Source organism: Mucilaginibacter phenanthrenivorans, from assembly GCF_024721155.1.
GTDB lineage: Bacteria > Bacteroidota > Bacteroidia > Sphingobacteriales > Sphingobacteriaceae > Mucilaginibacter > Mucilaginibacter phenanthrenivorans.
Genome location: NZ_JAHVAP010000006.1, coordinates 255,921 through 269,326, shown reverse-complemented (window position 1 = coordinate 269,326; position 13,406 = coordinate 255,921). Strand labels below are relative to the sequence as shown.

14 protein-coding genes and 1 pseudogene are annotated in these 13,406 nt (G+C 46.8%); 8 read left to right on the top strand and 7 right to left on the bottom strand.

Annotated elements, in window-relative coordinates; translation table 11 throughout:
• Positions 1-126: 126 nt before the first annotated feature.
• Positions 127-516, bottom strand: a complete 390-nt coding sequence (locus KXD93_RS16660; RefSeq protein ID WP_258138409.1) for a hypothetical protein — start codon at positions 514-516, stop codon at positions 127-129.
• Between the two features lie 537 nt (positions 517-1,053).
• On the opposite strand from KXD93_RS16660, the gene KXD93_RS16655 reads away from it, so the two are divergent.
• Together KXD93_RS16655 and KXD93_RS16650 are read left to right on the top strand one after the other, a co-directional pair.
• Entirely contained in the window at positions 1,054-1,497 is a 444-nt protein-coding gene (locus tag KXD93_RS16655) for a hypothetical protein (RefSeq protein ID WP_258138408.1), read from the top strand.
• Positions 1,497-4,421 (top strand): type IV secretory system conjugative DNA transfer family protein, encoded by a 2,925-nt coding sequence (locus tag KXD93_RS16650; protein ID WP_258138407.1) that lies wholly within the window; start codon positions 1,497-1,499, stop codon positions 4,419-4,421. The genes KXD93_RS16655 and KXD93_RS16650 overlap by 1 nt, the downstream gene beginning before the upstream one ends.
• A gap of 261 nt (positions 4,422-4,682) precedes the next feature.
• Here KXD93_RS16650 and KXD93_RS16645 read toward each other — a convergent pair whose 3' ends face one another.
• Complete coding sequence (locus KXD93_RS16645) at positions 4,683-5,669, bottom strand: SDH family Clp fold serine proteinase (protein WP_258138406.1); 987 nt, start codon at positions 5,667-5,669, stop codon at positions 4,683-4,685.
• The gene (locus KXD93_RS16640) at positions 5,635-5,847 is read right to left on the bottom strand and encodes a hypothetical protein (protein WP_258138405.1); all 213 of its coding nucleotides are present in this window, start codon (positions 5,845-5,847) and stop codon (positions 5,635-5,637) included. The genes KXD93_RS16645 and KXD93_RS16640 overlap by 35 nt, the downstream gene beginning before the upstream one ends.
• 326 nt (positions 5,848-6,173) lie before the next feature.
• Between KXD93_RS16640 and KXD93_RS16635 the strand changes: the two genes are divergently transcribed.
• Positions 6,174-6,398 (top strand): helix-turn-helix domain-containing protein, encoded by a 225-nt coding sequence (locus tag KXD93_RS16635; protein ID WP_258138403.1) that lies wholly within the window; start codon positions 6,174-6,176, stop codon positions 6,396-6,398.
• A 231-nt stretch (positions 6,399-6,629) separates the two neighbouring features.
• Positions 6,630-7,370: an N-6 DNA methylase gene (locus KXD93_RS16630; RefSeq protein ID WP_258138402.1), complete on the top strand. Its 741-nt coding sequence runs from the start codon at positions 6,630-6,632 to the stop codon at positions 7,368-7,370.
• A gap of 48 nt (positions 7,371-7,418) precedes the next feature.
• Here KXD93_RS16630 and KXD93_RS16625 read toward each other — a convergent pair whose 3' ends face one another.
• Positions 7,419-7,658 (bottom strand): helix-turn-helix domain-containing protein, encoded by a 240-nt coding sequence (locus tag KXD93_RS16625; RefSeq protein WP_258138401.1) that lies wholly within the window; start codon positions 7,656-7,658, stop codon positions 7,419-7,421.
• Positions 7,659-7,773: 115 nt separating this feature from the next.
• On the opposite strand from KXD93_RS16625, the gene KXD93_RS16620 reads away from it, so the two are divergent.
• Positions 7,774-8,262, top strand: coding sequence for a lipocalin family protein (locus KXD93_RS16620; RefSeq protein ID WP_258138400.1), 489 nt, complete (start codon positions 7,774-7,776; stop codon positions 8,260-8,262).
• Positions 8,263-8,303: 41 nt separating this feature from the next.
• Positions 8,304-8,699 carry a fibronectin type III domain-containing protein gene (locus KXD93_RS16615; RefSeq protein WP_258138399.1) on the top strand — a complete coding sequence of 132 codons (396 nt, stop codon included), beginning with the start codon at positions 8,304-8,306 and terminating at the stop codon, positions 8,697-8,699.
• Between the two features lie 105 nt (positions 8,700-8,804).
• Here the strand turns inward: KXD93_RS16615 and KXD93_RS16610 are convergent, their stop codons facing one another.
• The 3 genes from KXD93_RS16610 to KXD93_RS16600 form a co-directional block, all read right to left on the bottom strand.
• Complete coding sequence (locus KXD93_RS16610; protein ID WP_258138398.1) at positions 8,805-10,352, bottom strand: IS630 family transposase; 1,548 nt, start codon at positions 10,350-10,352, stop codon at positions 8,805-8,807.
• Positions 10,353-10,538: 186 nt separating this feature from the next.
• A complete protein-coding gene (locus KXD93_RS16605) occupies positions 10,539-11,042 on the bottom strand; it encodes a hypothetical protein (protein WP_258138397.1) in 504 nt (167 codons plus the stop codon).
• Positions 11,020-11,505, bottom strand: coding sequence for a helix-turn-helix domain-containing protein (locus KXD93_RS16600; RefSeq protein ID WP_373417364.1), 486 nt, complete (start codon positions 11,503-11,505; stop codon positions 11,020-11,022). The genes KXD93_RS16605 and KXD93_RS16600 overlap by 23 nt, the downstream gene beginning before the upstream one ends.
• Here KXD93_RS16600 and KXD93_RS16595 point away from each other — a divergent pair.
• Positions 11,505-11,993 (top strand): annotated as a pseudogene (locus KXD93_RS16595) (magnesium chelatase subunit ChlI family protein); the annotation flags it as partial. The gene KXD93_RS16600 and the pseudogene KXD93_RS16595 sit on opposite strands and share 1 nt — an antisense overlap.
• A gap of 17 nt (positions 11,994-12,010) precedes the next feature.
• The gene (locus tag KXD93_RS16590) at positions 12,011-13,216 is read left to right on the top strand and encodes a glycosyltransferase family 87 protein (protein ID WP_258138394.1); all 1,206 of its coding nucleotides are present in this window, start codon (positions 12,011-12,013) and stop codon (positions 13,214-13,216) included.
• The last annotated feature ends 190 nt before the right edge of the window (positions 13,217-13,406 follow it).

Sequence of the window (13,406 nt, the reverse complement as noted above, 5' to 3'; positions counted from 1 at the left end):
GTAATTCTAAGAAATCAAAAACTGCTTTGGTTGTATAGCCGGCAGGAAAATTACTCTCACTAAGTAATTTATTGAATAGGCTGTTATTGGTAGTAACAGTCTATTCTTATTTATACTCCTCCTCCTTTATAAAATATCATCACTTTTCTCCTTACGCTTTATCTCGCGTTTCTTTGTAAATACATATAAGTCTTTACCCTCATATTCATCCTTTGTTATGTCGAACATTATTGTAAAGGTCTTATAGTCATATTTCATTACTTCAAACGCATCTGCTACATTTAAGTAGTAGTAGTTTCCTGCCTTTGCAACTTTTGCCGCTTTCTTATCATTGTCCGTCTCTAGTAGGTAGAACACGTCACTCTTTTCTTCATCAGTTGCTAATAGATACGAACTCTTGTTCTCTAACTTCATAAACTCAATAGCCTCCATATTAAATCCCAACTTCCCTGTAACATGGATCGTTGCCTTCGGTTTGCTCTTATTAGTGTCTATTTCTAAGAATTTTAACTTCATCCAACAAAGTTTAAAATAATTACTTGTATTTCCAAATATTATTTTCGTATTTGATTAATACACATACTTTATTCAAATATTAAACCCATTGCAAACTTTATTCGCTTTTGAAAGTGTACAATAAAGTGTATATACATCTATATGTATATGTGTTAATTCTATTATTAATTAATAATAAATTATATTTTATTTGTTTATTCATTTGTGTTTTAATTTGTGAGTGTTTTTTGAACAAGAAGATAAATTCATCAAAGATACCCGGCTCACACAGCCCGCCCTAAACGCCCCACAAGAAATTCCGGCATAAACCCGCTTGGCCAAAACCCACGCAGCCATTTAATCCGTTGCTTCTTGCGGTGCGTTCCCGCGCCGGGTGTAAAGATTTCTTTTTTCTCTTTTTGTTTTTTTGGAAATGATAGATTGGATTGCGTGTTTGGCGGGGGTGAAAAAACGGTGCACAATGGGTTAAAACACCCTTGAAACTTACCCTGACGCTTCCGACATTTATGGTAAAAAACACCTTAACCAATTATCGCCATGAGTAAACCCGCCGTATTCGTGCACAGTTTCCACCATTTCCGAGACGTGCAGCTTTCCGCCCAGGACTTCTACCGCGAACTTCAAGACGCCATCCAAAAAGCCGAGTTTCCCCAAGTCGACCACGGTCTCACGTACTTTTCCGACCGGGGCTGGTTTTCAACCAAACGCGACTACCTTGAAATCCGGTACCACCGGTACCGGTACTACGTCTGCGCTGCGCCCTTTGGCAGAAATTTCTTCATCAGTTGGTGGCTGAAAGAGGAGAAGTCCGAATGGGAGAGGTTCGTCGCCTGGATCACCGGCGGCGACCGCCAGAGCTTCTACCAAATAGATTCTGCCGAGATATTTTCAAGCAGCATCGTGTCGCTCATAAAGACCAGGATCCGGCAGATTGAGAGCGAGCAGGGGCTGCGGGAACTGGATAGTGCAGCAACGGCGTAATGCAGGTCCCGTCAGACATCCTCACCACCCAGTTCTACGACTGGGAGCGACAGGGCCGTGGCTGGGCGATTGCGGATTTTCCCTGCGAGCTTGAGCCGCCGTTTCGGCCGTTTCGCGGCCACTATATCCGGCCGCTTGCCATCATCGATGATGGTAAGCGGGAGCCTTGGTGGCAGAGGCTGGCAAGCCTGGTGATGCCGCCACCGGACGTGGCGCAGCCTCCAAAAGTGCCGCAACGCATTGCGCGTCCATACCAGGGTTCAGACGAGCTCTCCATCCTGTCCCTTTCGATACCCGTAACGTTCAAGCAGCATGCCGCCCGCATGGAGCAACTGCTTGTGATGCTTTCCTGCCGGGGACGTCCGATAAGCTTCGAACTGATCGGCACCGCAGACGAGATGGCAATACAGTTGACGGTGCGGGAGTCGGACGAGGAATACTGCCGCACCCAGCTTTCCGCGTTCTTTCCGGAACTCTCTGTACAAAACGCCCCGGTTGACATGGTGCAGTACGCGCTGCGCGTTGCGGGCGCGTTTGCCGTGACGGATTTTGGGCTTGACGAGGAATTCATGCGACCCATTGCAATGTCCTTGCCCGAACCGGACTGCTACACGCCGCTCATTGCGCTCATCGACCGGCTGACGGGAGATGAAGCTATTGCCGTGCAGGTATTGTTCACTGGCGCGCGTTCGCCCTGGGGCGCACACATGGTCGCGTCCGTCACCGGCGCAACGGGAAAGGGGTCTTTTTTTCTCGACGCCCCCGAAATGCCCGGGCTTGCAACCGCGAAAGCGGCAAAGCCGCTGTGCGCAGTGTCGGTGCGGGCACTTGGCCTGGGCCGCACCATTGACGAAGCGTTTAACGTGTTGAAAGACGGGGCGCTTGCAGTGTCTTACGCCAGCCATTCGCCTTTTAACAGCCTGGGCATTCTTCAGGATGAGACGTATACACTTGACGACCGTATGCAAGACATCTTGTTTCGTCAGAGTCATCGGGTCGGCATGCTGCTGAACGTTGCCGAACTTGCAGCCATTGCGCATATTCCAGTGGTGCGGTCTGAAAAACTGCATCCTGAAAGGCGTGCAACCGCACCCGCGCCTGCCACGCTCACGGGGCACCCGTACATCCTGGGAACGAATGCCCACCAGGGCAGTGAGCACGCGGTATCGATTTCAACCGACCAACGGTTGCGCCATGTCCATATGATAGGAGCAACCGGCACCGGGAAATCAACCCTACTCAAAAACCTCATCGTGCAGGACATTTATGGGGATACTGGCCTGATGTGCCTGGATCCGCATGGCGACCTGATCGAGGATATCCTGCACAGCATTCCGGCGCACCGCATCAAGGACGTGGTGCTGATTGATCCGAGTGATTCACAGTTTCCGGTCGCGCTTAACATCCTCACCGCGCATTCTGACCTTGAAAAGGAACTGCTGGCGTCCGACTTGGCGGCGCTCTTTCGGCGCTTCAGTACCTCATGGGGAGACCAGATGAACAGCGTGCTTGCAAACGCCATACTGGCATTCGTGTACAACAGCAGGCAATTTCATTTGGGAGACCTGCGGCGCTTCCTGATTGAACAGTCCTATCGCACCAGTATTCTCTCGACAGTCACCGATCCCGACATTGCATACTATTGGACTCGTGAGTTTCCCCTGCTCAAGGGCACGTCCATCGGCTCGATACTTACCCGCCTTGACGCATTCCTGCGCCCGAGAATCATCCGCAATATGGTATGCCAAACAACCTGCGTTGACTTTGCGCACCTAATGGATACGGGAAAAATAGTGCTCGTGAAGCTTTCGCAGGGACTCCTGGGCGCGGAAAACAGCTATCTATTGGGCGCGTTCATCGTCTCGAAGCTGCAGCAGATTGCGATGGCACGGCAGGCGCAGGAACGGGAGGCACGCGTGCCGTTTTTCTGCTACATCGACGAATTCCATCACTTCGCCACGCCCTCGATGGCGGAAATCCTTTCGGGAACGCGAAAATACGGGCTGGGGCTAGTACTGTCGCACCAGGACATGCAGCAGGTGTCAACGCAGGACACCGAAATAGCGGGCAGCGTGCTTTCAAACGCGGGCACGCGCATCTGCTTCAGGCTCGGTGACACCGACGCGAAGCGGCTGGGAGAGGGCTTCGCCCGCTTCACCGCAGCCGACCTGCAAAACCTTGCGGTGGGCGAGGCTATCACGCGGGTCAATGCCGCTAGCAGCGATTTTAATTTGGATATTCAAGCAGACCAAACTTCGCTTGGTCATTCCCACCGCGAGGCAATCGTGGCGCATTCCCGGTCACTGTATAGCGCTCCCGTTATAGCTGAACAGGAGAGCGCGCCAATTGTGCAGCCGGAGCCGAGGCAAGAGCCAAAGGAGGCTCCCCCAATCGAACAGCCAGTGCCCGAATCGGCACAAATGGAATCCGAACCACCCACTACGGTGGTTCGGGAGCACCGCTATTTACAGGCATTTGTAAAGGCCCTTGCCGAGGGGCATGGATACAGGGCGCAGCTTGAGGTGCCAACACCCGACGGCGCAGGGATGGTGGACGTGCTGCTGGAAAAGGACGATACTGCAATTGCCGTTGAGATTTCGGTATCAAACAGCGCCGAGTATGAAGTACGCAACATTCAAAAATGCCTGCGGGCTGGCTATGGAAAAGTGGTGCTGTGTTCAAACAATGCCAAGAAGCTAGTAAGGGTTGAAACTTTACTGGAGGAGATACTTTCGAAAGAGGAACAGGTTAAAGTCCATTACGTATCCCCGGACGGATTGAGTACGGTGCTCGATGCCCAGCCGAAGCAGGAAACCCACATGGTGATGAAAGGCTATCGGGTAAAGGTGCAGTATGACAAGGACGGCCCAAGCAAGAGTGATATTTTGCAGAGCATCGCCAAAGCCGTGCAGCGGAAGCAGTAACGGTCAGCAATCCGGCTGGCAATCATGTTTCATTTAATTGGGTCATATAGCAATCTGGATATATCAGCTAATATAGAATATACCTAATGACCGGAAGCAGTTTGAAAAACTTTCGAATAAAAAGTTGGGCCAACGAGAATTACCATTTACCAATTATTAGTTAATTGAAGCTAAACGACCAAAAAGTGAAGCACGAAAGTGCTTCTTTTGGCAACTTGTTAGCAGTCGCAGCAAGATCTGGTAAACGGAAACAAATAAGATTTAAATTTCTGCCTGTGGTGTTGTGGGTGTTGTCGCCGATCCTTGTTGTTGAGGTATGTTAAACTGTCTTCCAAAAGATATTCCATGAGTATTCTCATAAAGTTTGGAAAAAGGCATCATAGATAAACTTCCGTTAATAGTAATATTAGATTCCCATAAGAGGTCGCTTAATTCAGAATCGCTTTGTGAAATGGCTAATCCAAAGCCACTTATTTTTTCGAAAAGTAACGGCCTTGAATGTATTTTGTGCTCATCATAATTAGAAAAATACTCAACCGCGTGCTCAATAGTGGACGGCTCACCAGTTCCATTAAACATATACTCATTAAGCCATGTTCTTACTAACTCCTTAGACAATGCAGCTGCGTCATTGCACTGTTCCAGTTGTGCTAAAGTGTACTTTTCAATTAATGGTATATACGCAGGTAACGCTTCTGGGCCTTCCCGTTTTATAGCTTCTTTTACATTTTCAAAGCCCCTAATAATTGATCTCGCCGGTATACCATTTAACTGAGGATCAATTGGGCCTAATGTTGCACTGGGGTGCAATGTAATTGAATCTCCAGAAAGTGCCAACATAGTCGCGGCAGAATATGCTGAATGAGGGATTAAAAAGTGAACTTTATCGAATTTATTTCGCAAAACCGAAACTATACGCTCTGTTGCGTCTGGACTACCTCCGGGGCTATGAATAATAATATCTATTTCACGTACCGACGAATCTATATTCATTAGAACATCAGTAAAACCGTCTACGTCGTCCAAAAGAATAGAATTTCCGTTGCCAACAAACTGAGCTAAAGATGTGGTAAAATTACTGGCGTAAACAATAAGCGGTCTTTTCCTGTATTTCTCTATGTCTAAATAGCATTGTTGCCTAACAGTATACAAATCCGCACCAGTTTTAGGTCCTGAAGAAATAAAGTTGGACCAATCTAAGGCGGTTTTTAATTTAGCGCGTGCTGGCGTGGCTGGTTGTGATGACATTTGCGTTTATGGTTGAGGCTATAGTAGTAGTTTGAATTTTTATAGTCCTTCCCATCGCAACGTGTGTGCGTTTTATTAAATCATTAGCTCTGTCATAATAACTTAAAGCCGCGTTAGTGCTATTGTCGATTACTAAATCTGATTCAGTAATAACTCTTTCTGTTATTGAACTTGCCATTTTGATTTTGTTTAATTCGTGAAAGGTCGGTGTTATAAAATTGTTTATTAATAATTTACATTGTTATGCAATATTATAATTTAGTTTTTATAAAACCAACACATGATAGTAAAAAAATTTGCAAAAATAAAAAAATAATTCAGTTTAAAAAAAGGTGTTTATAAAATAGTTCCAAACAATTAAGGTCTGTATTTTAGACACAATTATTATAAGTGCTAGCACCAATTCTTTGTACGGGAAATACGCATTTATGGTTACGCCATGTTTTTGGTGTAAATATGTATACCAATGCCTGCTTTTTTATCCCAAAACAATAGCTTCGCCCGATGATTCCCAACAAAATATTATTGCACAAACTTGGATTGCGCATCGAAGAAGTTAGAAAAGAAAAGGCGCTAACGCAATTGCAGCTTGGAGAGGCCATTGGCAAACCTATTAAATATATTAAACGACTGGAAGATGGTAACTTTGACGTGCCCGCAGTGGATCTTATTGCGCTGTCGAAGGCGCTGGGCATGACATTCTCCGAACTAATGAACTTCGAGATATGATATGAATACGTGACATTGAGCATCTCTCTGTATGGACTTGCTAAGGTATAAACTAAGCGTTTTTGTAAAACAAAGCCCCCTTACACTCGCTGCTTGGGGGCTTTAACCTAAACCTTATCACAATGCACGCAAGAACGCGTGCTATGAATTGCAAAGATACTAAAAACGTCCCTTTAGATACAGTTTAGGTTTCTTTTAAGATTTCATGAGATACTGCTGCAAAAACAGCGCATGAATAGCAACACTAAACTCACCTCGCTCTTTGAACAGTTTGCCCACGGGCAGAACCACGCCTCCGCATTTTCAGACATGCTCGACTTCTTCCTTGTATCCTTTAAGTGGCACGACACGGAAGACGGACGGATAAAGGCGGTAAACCAACTGCGGAGCCATCCCAAGAAAGACAAGCTTCTCGAATTGTATGCCGAAATCGGCGAGCTATCGGAGGGTTTCCGTGATCCCATAGGAGCACTATACGAATCAGAAATTTCCAAGGGAAAGAACGGCCAGTTCTTCACGCCGTATCCCATTTGCGACCTTTTGGCAATAACAACAGGCGTCGGATCATTGGAGGCGGGCAAGGCCGCGTACGACCCGGCCTGCGGTTCAGGCAGAATGCTACTTGCGGCAGCAAAGATCAATCGACACCTCAAGTTCTATGGCGCGGACATTGACGAGGTCTGCTGCAAAATGACGGTGGTAAACATGCTCCTCAATTCTCTCACTGGGGAGGTCTGCCACATCGATACTCTGCGAAATTCGTTCTTCAAGGGATACCGATTATTTACCGTGTTACAGGACGGCTATCACCTACCATTCTATAGGGAATTTAGCGACTCTAACGAAAGCCACATTTGGCTGCGCCCGAAAGATCCCGAGGCGAAGCAAAACAGATTTAATACACCGTTTGAGCTAGTTAAATCACCGTTAATGAGCAATGGAGTGCAAGGTGACTTATTCAGTCAGGGGTAATTTACAACAACGCCAGAATACTGGCGTTTTTTTAATCAGGATCGCTTTTTAGGGAGTAGTAAAATCCAGCAGTTCCGCGAGGCTGATTCCCAAGCCAAGTGCGATCTTCTTCAGCATGAGCACGGTCGGGTTGGTATTGCCTGCCTCTATCCGCCGCATGTTCGTCTTCTCAATATCACACCGATAACTCAGTTCGACCTGGGTGATGTGCTTTTCTTTCCGTATCGAGGCGATGCGGTTCCCCAGAGCCTGCAAGAACATATCATCCGCTTTTTCCCTCACTTTCATGTGTGGGGAAATTTCCAATTATTTTATGCAGATGTAGTTATCATATATGATAACTTTTCATATATTCGTGTATTCGACTACTAATGTTATTTCAAACACTTAAAAACCGTATATTATGAAAAAACCTCTCCAACACCTGTTCCTGTACGCCGTTGCCGTATGCCTTGTCACCCTTGTTTATTCCTGTTCCAAAAGCACTACAACTCCCACTCCGAAGAAGAAAACCAACACAGAACTCCTGACCAGCGCCGCGTGGAAGATAAGCGCCTTTGAGCTCAAAGAGCAGGACGGCACGTGGGTTTCCGTTCCGCTCACCACGTTCCAAACCACAATCCGCACCACCTACAAGGCTGACCTGACCTATTCCTCCACATCAGCCAGTAATACGGGTGGCACAAGCACCGTGTCCGGCACCTGGAAGTTCACCAACGACGAAACCACCCTTGTTACCACCGATAGCGGCGGCACTGTTTCCTCAACCGATATAACCTCGCTCACTGACACCGAGTTCAAGGAAAAGGGTCATGACGGCTCATTCCCGTACCCCAACGCCTCCGGCGTCATCACCCAGTTCTACGGAAACCGCTTTAGCTGGTCGCACTAACCATAAAATGCTTTCACACTATTCACTTACAATTTAATATTATGAAAACAATGCTTACCAGCCATTTTCTCTCCGTACTATCATTAGCGTTATTCACCTTTATCGGCTGCAAGAAATCAGGCTCCGGTGATAGAGTAGAGGCCGTTCCGATCTTAAAGGTCGGCGGAGCATACGCCGTAAGTTCCACAAGTATTGAAGTATCGGGCGTGGTCACCAACAATGTCTCGTGGACTGAAACAGGAGTATATTATATGGTGGCAGCAAGCGGCGAGACCGAGCATTACATTCCCGTTACGACCGCGCCGCAGCAGGAAATCCACGGCACCATAACCGGCCTCACGCCCAATACGGTCTATTTTGTAGGGGTGTACGCGAAGAACAGTGGCGGAAAGGGGGAGGCAGGATACTCAAACTCAGTGCAAACGCCGAGCAAGTAGGCTTGGCGGCAACGTCCATAAAAATACCGCCCTTTTGGGCGGTATTGAAATCAAATCTACCCTGCATCTTTAACACCCGCCTACCAATCCACTCATTCACAAAACTTATAGTTTCGCACCCGACATGGCAGCCCGGTTTCTACAATTTTGATTTTCACTAAATTTTGCCCGTACAATTTCCTTACCCCATATCTTACGTCCTGCGCGTTTAGGGTTGGTTTTGAAGTGCTGATTTCGCGCCTCAAAATGACGACTGATAGCGTGCTTGCACTCGTCAACGGACGCATAGTCGCTGTTGTGAATAACTGCCCTTGCCAAGCCCGCAAAGACTGATTCAATCACATTGAGGAATTGCGTGCACGCGGGCAGCGGCGCCAGTTTGATTTCCGGTTTCTTTATCTTATTATGATCCTCAATGTAATTCTTCAGTATCCTGGAATTGTGCCAGCTTACCGCGTCCCAGCAGAGGTATAGCGTTTCCTGATCGGCGTATTGATCTAGCAGAACATCTATCAGTTTAATCATCTCAAAGGTGTTCTTCTTGGCAGAAAAGAAATGCGTGACCTGGTTGGTCGATAGCTCTAGTGCAGCGGTGCATATGAGGAACCCTTTGGCTTTCTGTTTTTCCGGAACTACATCCGGACTCTCGTTCTCATGCTTTAGGGTTCGGCCTCCCTTAATTTTTATGGATACGCCGCCATATTCGTCGATGGAGAAAAACTTCTCGTTCGGCTTAAGCGTTTGCAGAATCGACTGTATCTTTTTAATCTTTTCCCGAAACTTCGGATCGGGACTTGTCAGCATCTGGCGCGTCTTTTTATACCTATAGCCCATCTGAGTGACGCAACGGGAAATCTGCATGTAGCTCACGGCAGGCGCATAAAGCTTGTTGTACACAAGGGTCAGCGCGCGTACGCTCCAACTGGTACGGTTCAGGCCGTATAGCTTCGGTGTTTCGTGAATCAGCTTGAACAGCCTTTCCTTTCGTTCCTTAATGATGGGGATATAGTCCTTTCGTTTGACGTGAGGTGCGGTTTCAAACGCTTTCATGCCTTTGGCCTTGTATCCTGCCATCCATTGGTTGAGTGTTTTGTATATCGTTTCAACTTTGTCAATAATTTCCTTTCGCGAGGCACCCTGCAGCGCCATTTCAAGGGACTTGGCGATCTGCCAGTGCCGGTGGTCGTTTGAACTGCGCCACTTCTTGAGCACGGCAGCATCCTCCGGGGAAATATGATCCAGTAATTTCCGGGGCGTCGGAGTGACATGATCCCTGACCCACTGTACAAAGATGCCCTTAAAAGAACGCCAGGTATAGCGATCCGAACTGAGCAACAGGTATTTTTTAAAAATAGCACTTGTTTCTAACGTCGGGGTATGTTCATCGGCGAGCAATGCGGGCAGGATTAAGGCGAGTTGCCGGTACTTTGGCGTATCCCAATGGGGACGCGGCGGTTCGCCCGGATAAAACCCAAAGTCATTCAGGCGGTCCGGATACTCAGCCCGTATGCGCTCAAATTCACGCTTGTAGCGCCAGGTCGTAATGGTGGATACGCGAAGCTCCTTGGCAAGCAGGTACGAGTGGTATTCGCCATCAATAAATCGCTGGCGCAAAATGTTGGCCTTGTCAATGGAAAGCTGGTACCGGTGCATATGCATGATAGTTACACCTCAACTAACAGCGCGACTTATGAAAATGTTTATTGTTACATAAAATGGTCGATTGAACATGCGGGTTGTTGTTGTATTTCTTTATTCAATATGTTCTGGGCTGCGGGGTGTGTTTAAATTCTACAGAAATAAAAATACCGCCAAAGTGGGCGGTATTGCGTTATCAACCTATGAAGCGACTGTCAGGGTTTTCTTAGCAGTCGGTGTTATGACTTTATAGGCAATCGTCTTCTCGACGTGGTATTTGTTGCGTTCCAGAACGTATTCATACATGTCGGAGCAGTTGCTGATGCACCAGTTGGTCATGACGCACCGCTCGATATTTAATTGTGTGGTTTCACAGTCGGTCGACTTGAACACCATGCGGATGAATGTGGAGGTGAACTCGCTGTAGTGGTCGGTCGGGCAGAACTGCTCGATGCCGAAATGGATTGCATAGATGCCGCTTACATAGTGTTCCAACCGCAGGTAGCACAACGGGTGCACCAGTTCATGGATGACCGTTTCTGATTTGCCGTCGTTCATGGGACGTTCAAGGTATGACCGCAGGGTATCGGTGTCGAGCGTTGCGATAAGCTGTTTGGTCTTTTTTAGCAGTTGCTTGTAGACCTTTTCCACCGTCTCGTTAAAAGAGATCGCGTCAGGTTGCTTAGATGGTTTTGTTGCTTTCATTATTTTGTTGTGTTTGGGTGAGTGCTGGTTCGAGGCTGTTCCAGCGAGCCGTTATAAGCAATTGTGTGGGCTTTGAGGGAGGATTGCGCTTCATCTCCCATGACCGTATTGTTGTGGAATGAACGAGAAACAGTTCCCCGCACGCTTCAAAGGATAGCCCCAGGCAATAACGCACCTGTTTGAGTTTTCCAGCGATACTTTTGGTTTCGTGATCAAAGGGATAGTATCCAAGGAAGCGGATGATATTCGGATAGTGCTGCACCTGGGGTGCGCTTCTCTCGTTCTCCCAATACGTCACCGAGTCCTCAGACACGCCGATTATGGCAGCCACATCTTTTTGCAAAATGTTCGCCTCGATCCGCCTTTTTTTGATATGTTCGCCAAGGGTTTGGGGATGTGGGTTGTACGCTTTTGTCTGTGGCTTTTTAACTATTTTCGAGTATGGAAGAATACTTCTCACCACCATGCCCCTGCGGCTATTTCAACCACCCCGAAAAAGAATGTATTTGCCCGCCAGGCGTAGTGCAAAAATATTTAAGCAAGATCTCGGGCCCGCTGCTGGATAGGATTGACCTGCACGTGGAGGTAACACCGGTAAATTTTGCCGAACTGGCCAGTGATCGGCTTGCCGAAAAAAGTGAACTCATTCGCGATAGGGTGATCAAGGCCCGCGATATCCAGGCTGAGCGTTTCGGCAATAAGCCTGATTTGCACGCCAATGCCCAGATGAGCCCGCAAATGGTGCGCAACATCTGTAAAATAAGCGAAGCAGGCCAGAATCTGTTAAAAAGGGCGATGGAAAAGCTGGGCTTATCGGCAAGGGCTTATGACCGTATACTAAAAGTATCACGCACCATTGCAGACCTGGCCGGAAGCGAGGAAATAGAGCTGGAGCATTTGGCTGAGGCAATTCATTTCAGGAGCCTGGACAGAGAAGGTTGGGCAGGTTAAAACGTAAAATAGAACATATGTTCAACATAAAAAAGAAGTTTCCCTGGTTTGATGGGTATCAATGGACCTGGATATTATACATTTTGGTAGCAATAGTTTGCTGGCGGCTAATGTACGTAAGGCAACTTGACAACAATTTCAAAATTTTCAGGGAATCATTCTATCATTTAAAAGATCAGTTGAATATGTATGCTGGTTATCCTAAAGCATACCATGACTATTATTATTACGGGCCCCTGTTCGGTGTGTTTGTTTTGCCGTTTGCGTTGCTGCCGGAGTCGGCAGGGCTTCTTTTATGGGAAATTGTCAATGCCCTTACGCTTTTAGTTGCTGTAAACCTTTTACCCATTAGCACCCGGCGTAAAATGCAGCTATTGCTGTTATGCGCTATCTGTTTTGCGAACTCGGAATTTTCTACCCAGTTTAACGCCATGATAGCTGCGATGATAATCATCAGCTTTTTGTTGGTTGAAGAGGGGAAGGATACTTGGGCTACATTGATTATTGTAGTAGGGGCGCTGGTGAAATTATACCCGGTGGTCGGGCTGGCATTTTTTCTATTTTCGCGCAATAAAGCAAAATTTGCAATTAGTACTATAATTTGGTTTGTGATATTCCTGGTCTTGCCCGTACCTTTTACAAGCAAGGGGTTTATCCTAACATCATATCATCAGTGGTTTGCGGCCCTGAGTTTTAAAACGCATTTGAACCATCAATTTATTGCCAGGTCGCAGGATATGTGCATCATGGGAGTAGTAAGAGATCTGGCCCATAACCCGAATATTCCCGATTTGCCTTTTTTGATTTTTGGCGCTATAATTTTTGCAGTACCTCTGCTGAGGTTCAGCCAATTCAAGTCGTATAAATTTAGGTTGCAGGTGCTGGCTAACGCGCTAATTATGGTAGTTATATTTAGTGCAGGTGCCGAAAGCCCAACATTCATAATAGCGGTAGCGGGTATATTTTTGTGGATGATGATACAGGAGCGCCCATTTACTACCCGAAATATTATCCTAATTATATTGCTGCTGGTATTTACCGGCCTTGGGGTTACTGATGCCATGCCTATGCCGTTCAGGCGCGACGTTGTTGGTAAATATGCAATTACAGCATGGCCCTGCATTGCAGCATGGGTAATTATTTCGTACGAGTTATTGTTTAAAGATTTTATGACCGGACAGGCCTTAACTGCAGAAAAGGCTGTAATCGCCGCAGGCAATTAGTTAGTAACGCCCTGCTAATATCGGGCACAAATTTTTTTGAGCTGCCTTAAATAGTATTGTTGTACTCTTTTCTAATCATTTTGTCCCCATTTGGGTATCATTATACTGTATCATTTTAACTTATTGTAAAATGGTTATACTTCCCATTGCCTTGTTTTTTGAGGTAAAATAGCTAATTATTTGATTTTTA

Bases quoted from the DNA above. Each gene is read 5' to 3' on its own strand.
- KXD93_RS16620 (WP_258138400.1), top strand. From the start codon at position 7,774: ATGAAAAAACCTCTCCAACACCTGTTCCTGTACGCCGTTGCCGTATGC.
- KXD93_RS16610 (WP_258138398.1), bottom strand. From the start codon at position 10,352: ATGCACCGGTACCAGCTTTCCATTGACAAGGCCAACATTTTGCGCCAG.
- KXD93_RS16625 (WP_258138401.1), bottom strand. From the start codon at position 7,658: ATGAAAGTGAGGGAAAAAGCGGATGATATGTTCTTGCAGGCTCTGGGG.
- KXD93_RS16605 (WP_258138397.1), bottom strand. From the start codon at position 11,042: ATGAAAGCAACAAAACCATCTAAGCAACCTGACGCGATCTCTTTTAAC.
- KXD93_RS16640 (WP_258138405.1), bottom strand. From the start codon at position 5,847: ATGGCAAGTTCAATAACAGAAAGAGTTATTACTGAATCAGATTTAGTA.
- KXD93_RS16650 (WP_258138407.1), top strand. From the start codon at position 1,497: ATGCAGGTCCCGTCAGACATCCTCACCACCCAGTTCTACGACTGGGAG.
- KXD93_RS16590 (WP_258138394.1), top strand. From the start codon at position 12,011: ATGTTCAACATAAAAAAGAAGTTTCCCTGGTTTGATGGGTATCAATGG.
- KXD93_RS16645 (WP_258138406.1), bottom strand. From the start codon at position 5,669: ATGTCATCACAACCAGCCACGCCAGCACGCGCTAAATTAAAAACCGCC.
- KXD93_RS16635 (WP_258138403.1), top strand. From the start codon at position 6,174: ATGATTCCCAACAAAATATTATTGCACAAACTTGGATTGCGCATCGAA.
- KXD93_RS16630 (WP_258138402.1), top strand. From the start codon at position 6,630: ATGAATAGCAACACTAAACTCACCTCGCTCTTTGAACAGTTTGCCCAC.
- KXD93_RS16660 (WP_258138409.1), bottom strand. From the start codon at position 516: ATGAAGTTAAAATTCTTAGAAATAGACACTAATAAGAGCAAACCGAAG.
- KXD93_RS16615 (WP_258138399.1), top strand. From the start codon at position 8,304: ATGAAAACAATGCTTACCAGCCATTTTCTCTCCGTACTATCATTAGCG.
- KXD93_RS16655 (WP_258138408.1), top strand. From the start codon at position 1,054: ATGAGTAAACCCGCCGTATTCGTGCACAGTTTCCACCATTTCCGAGAC.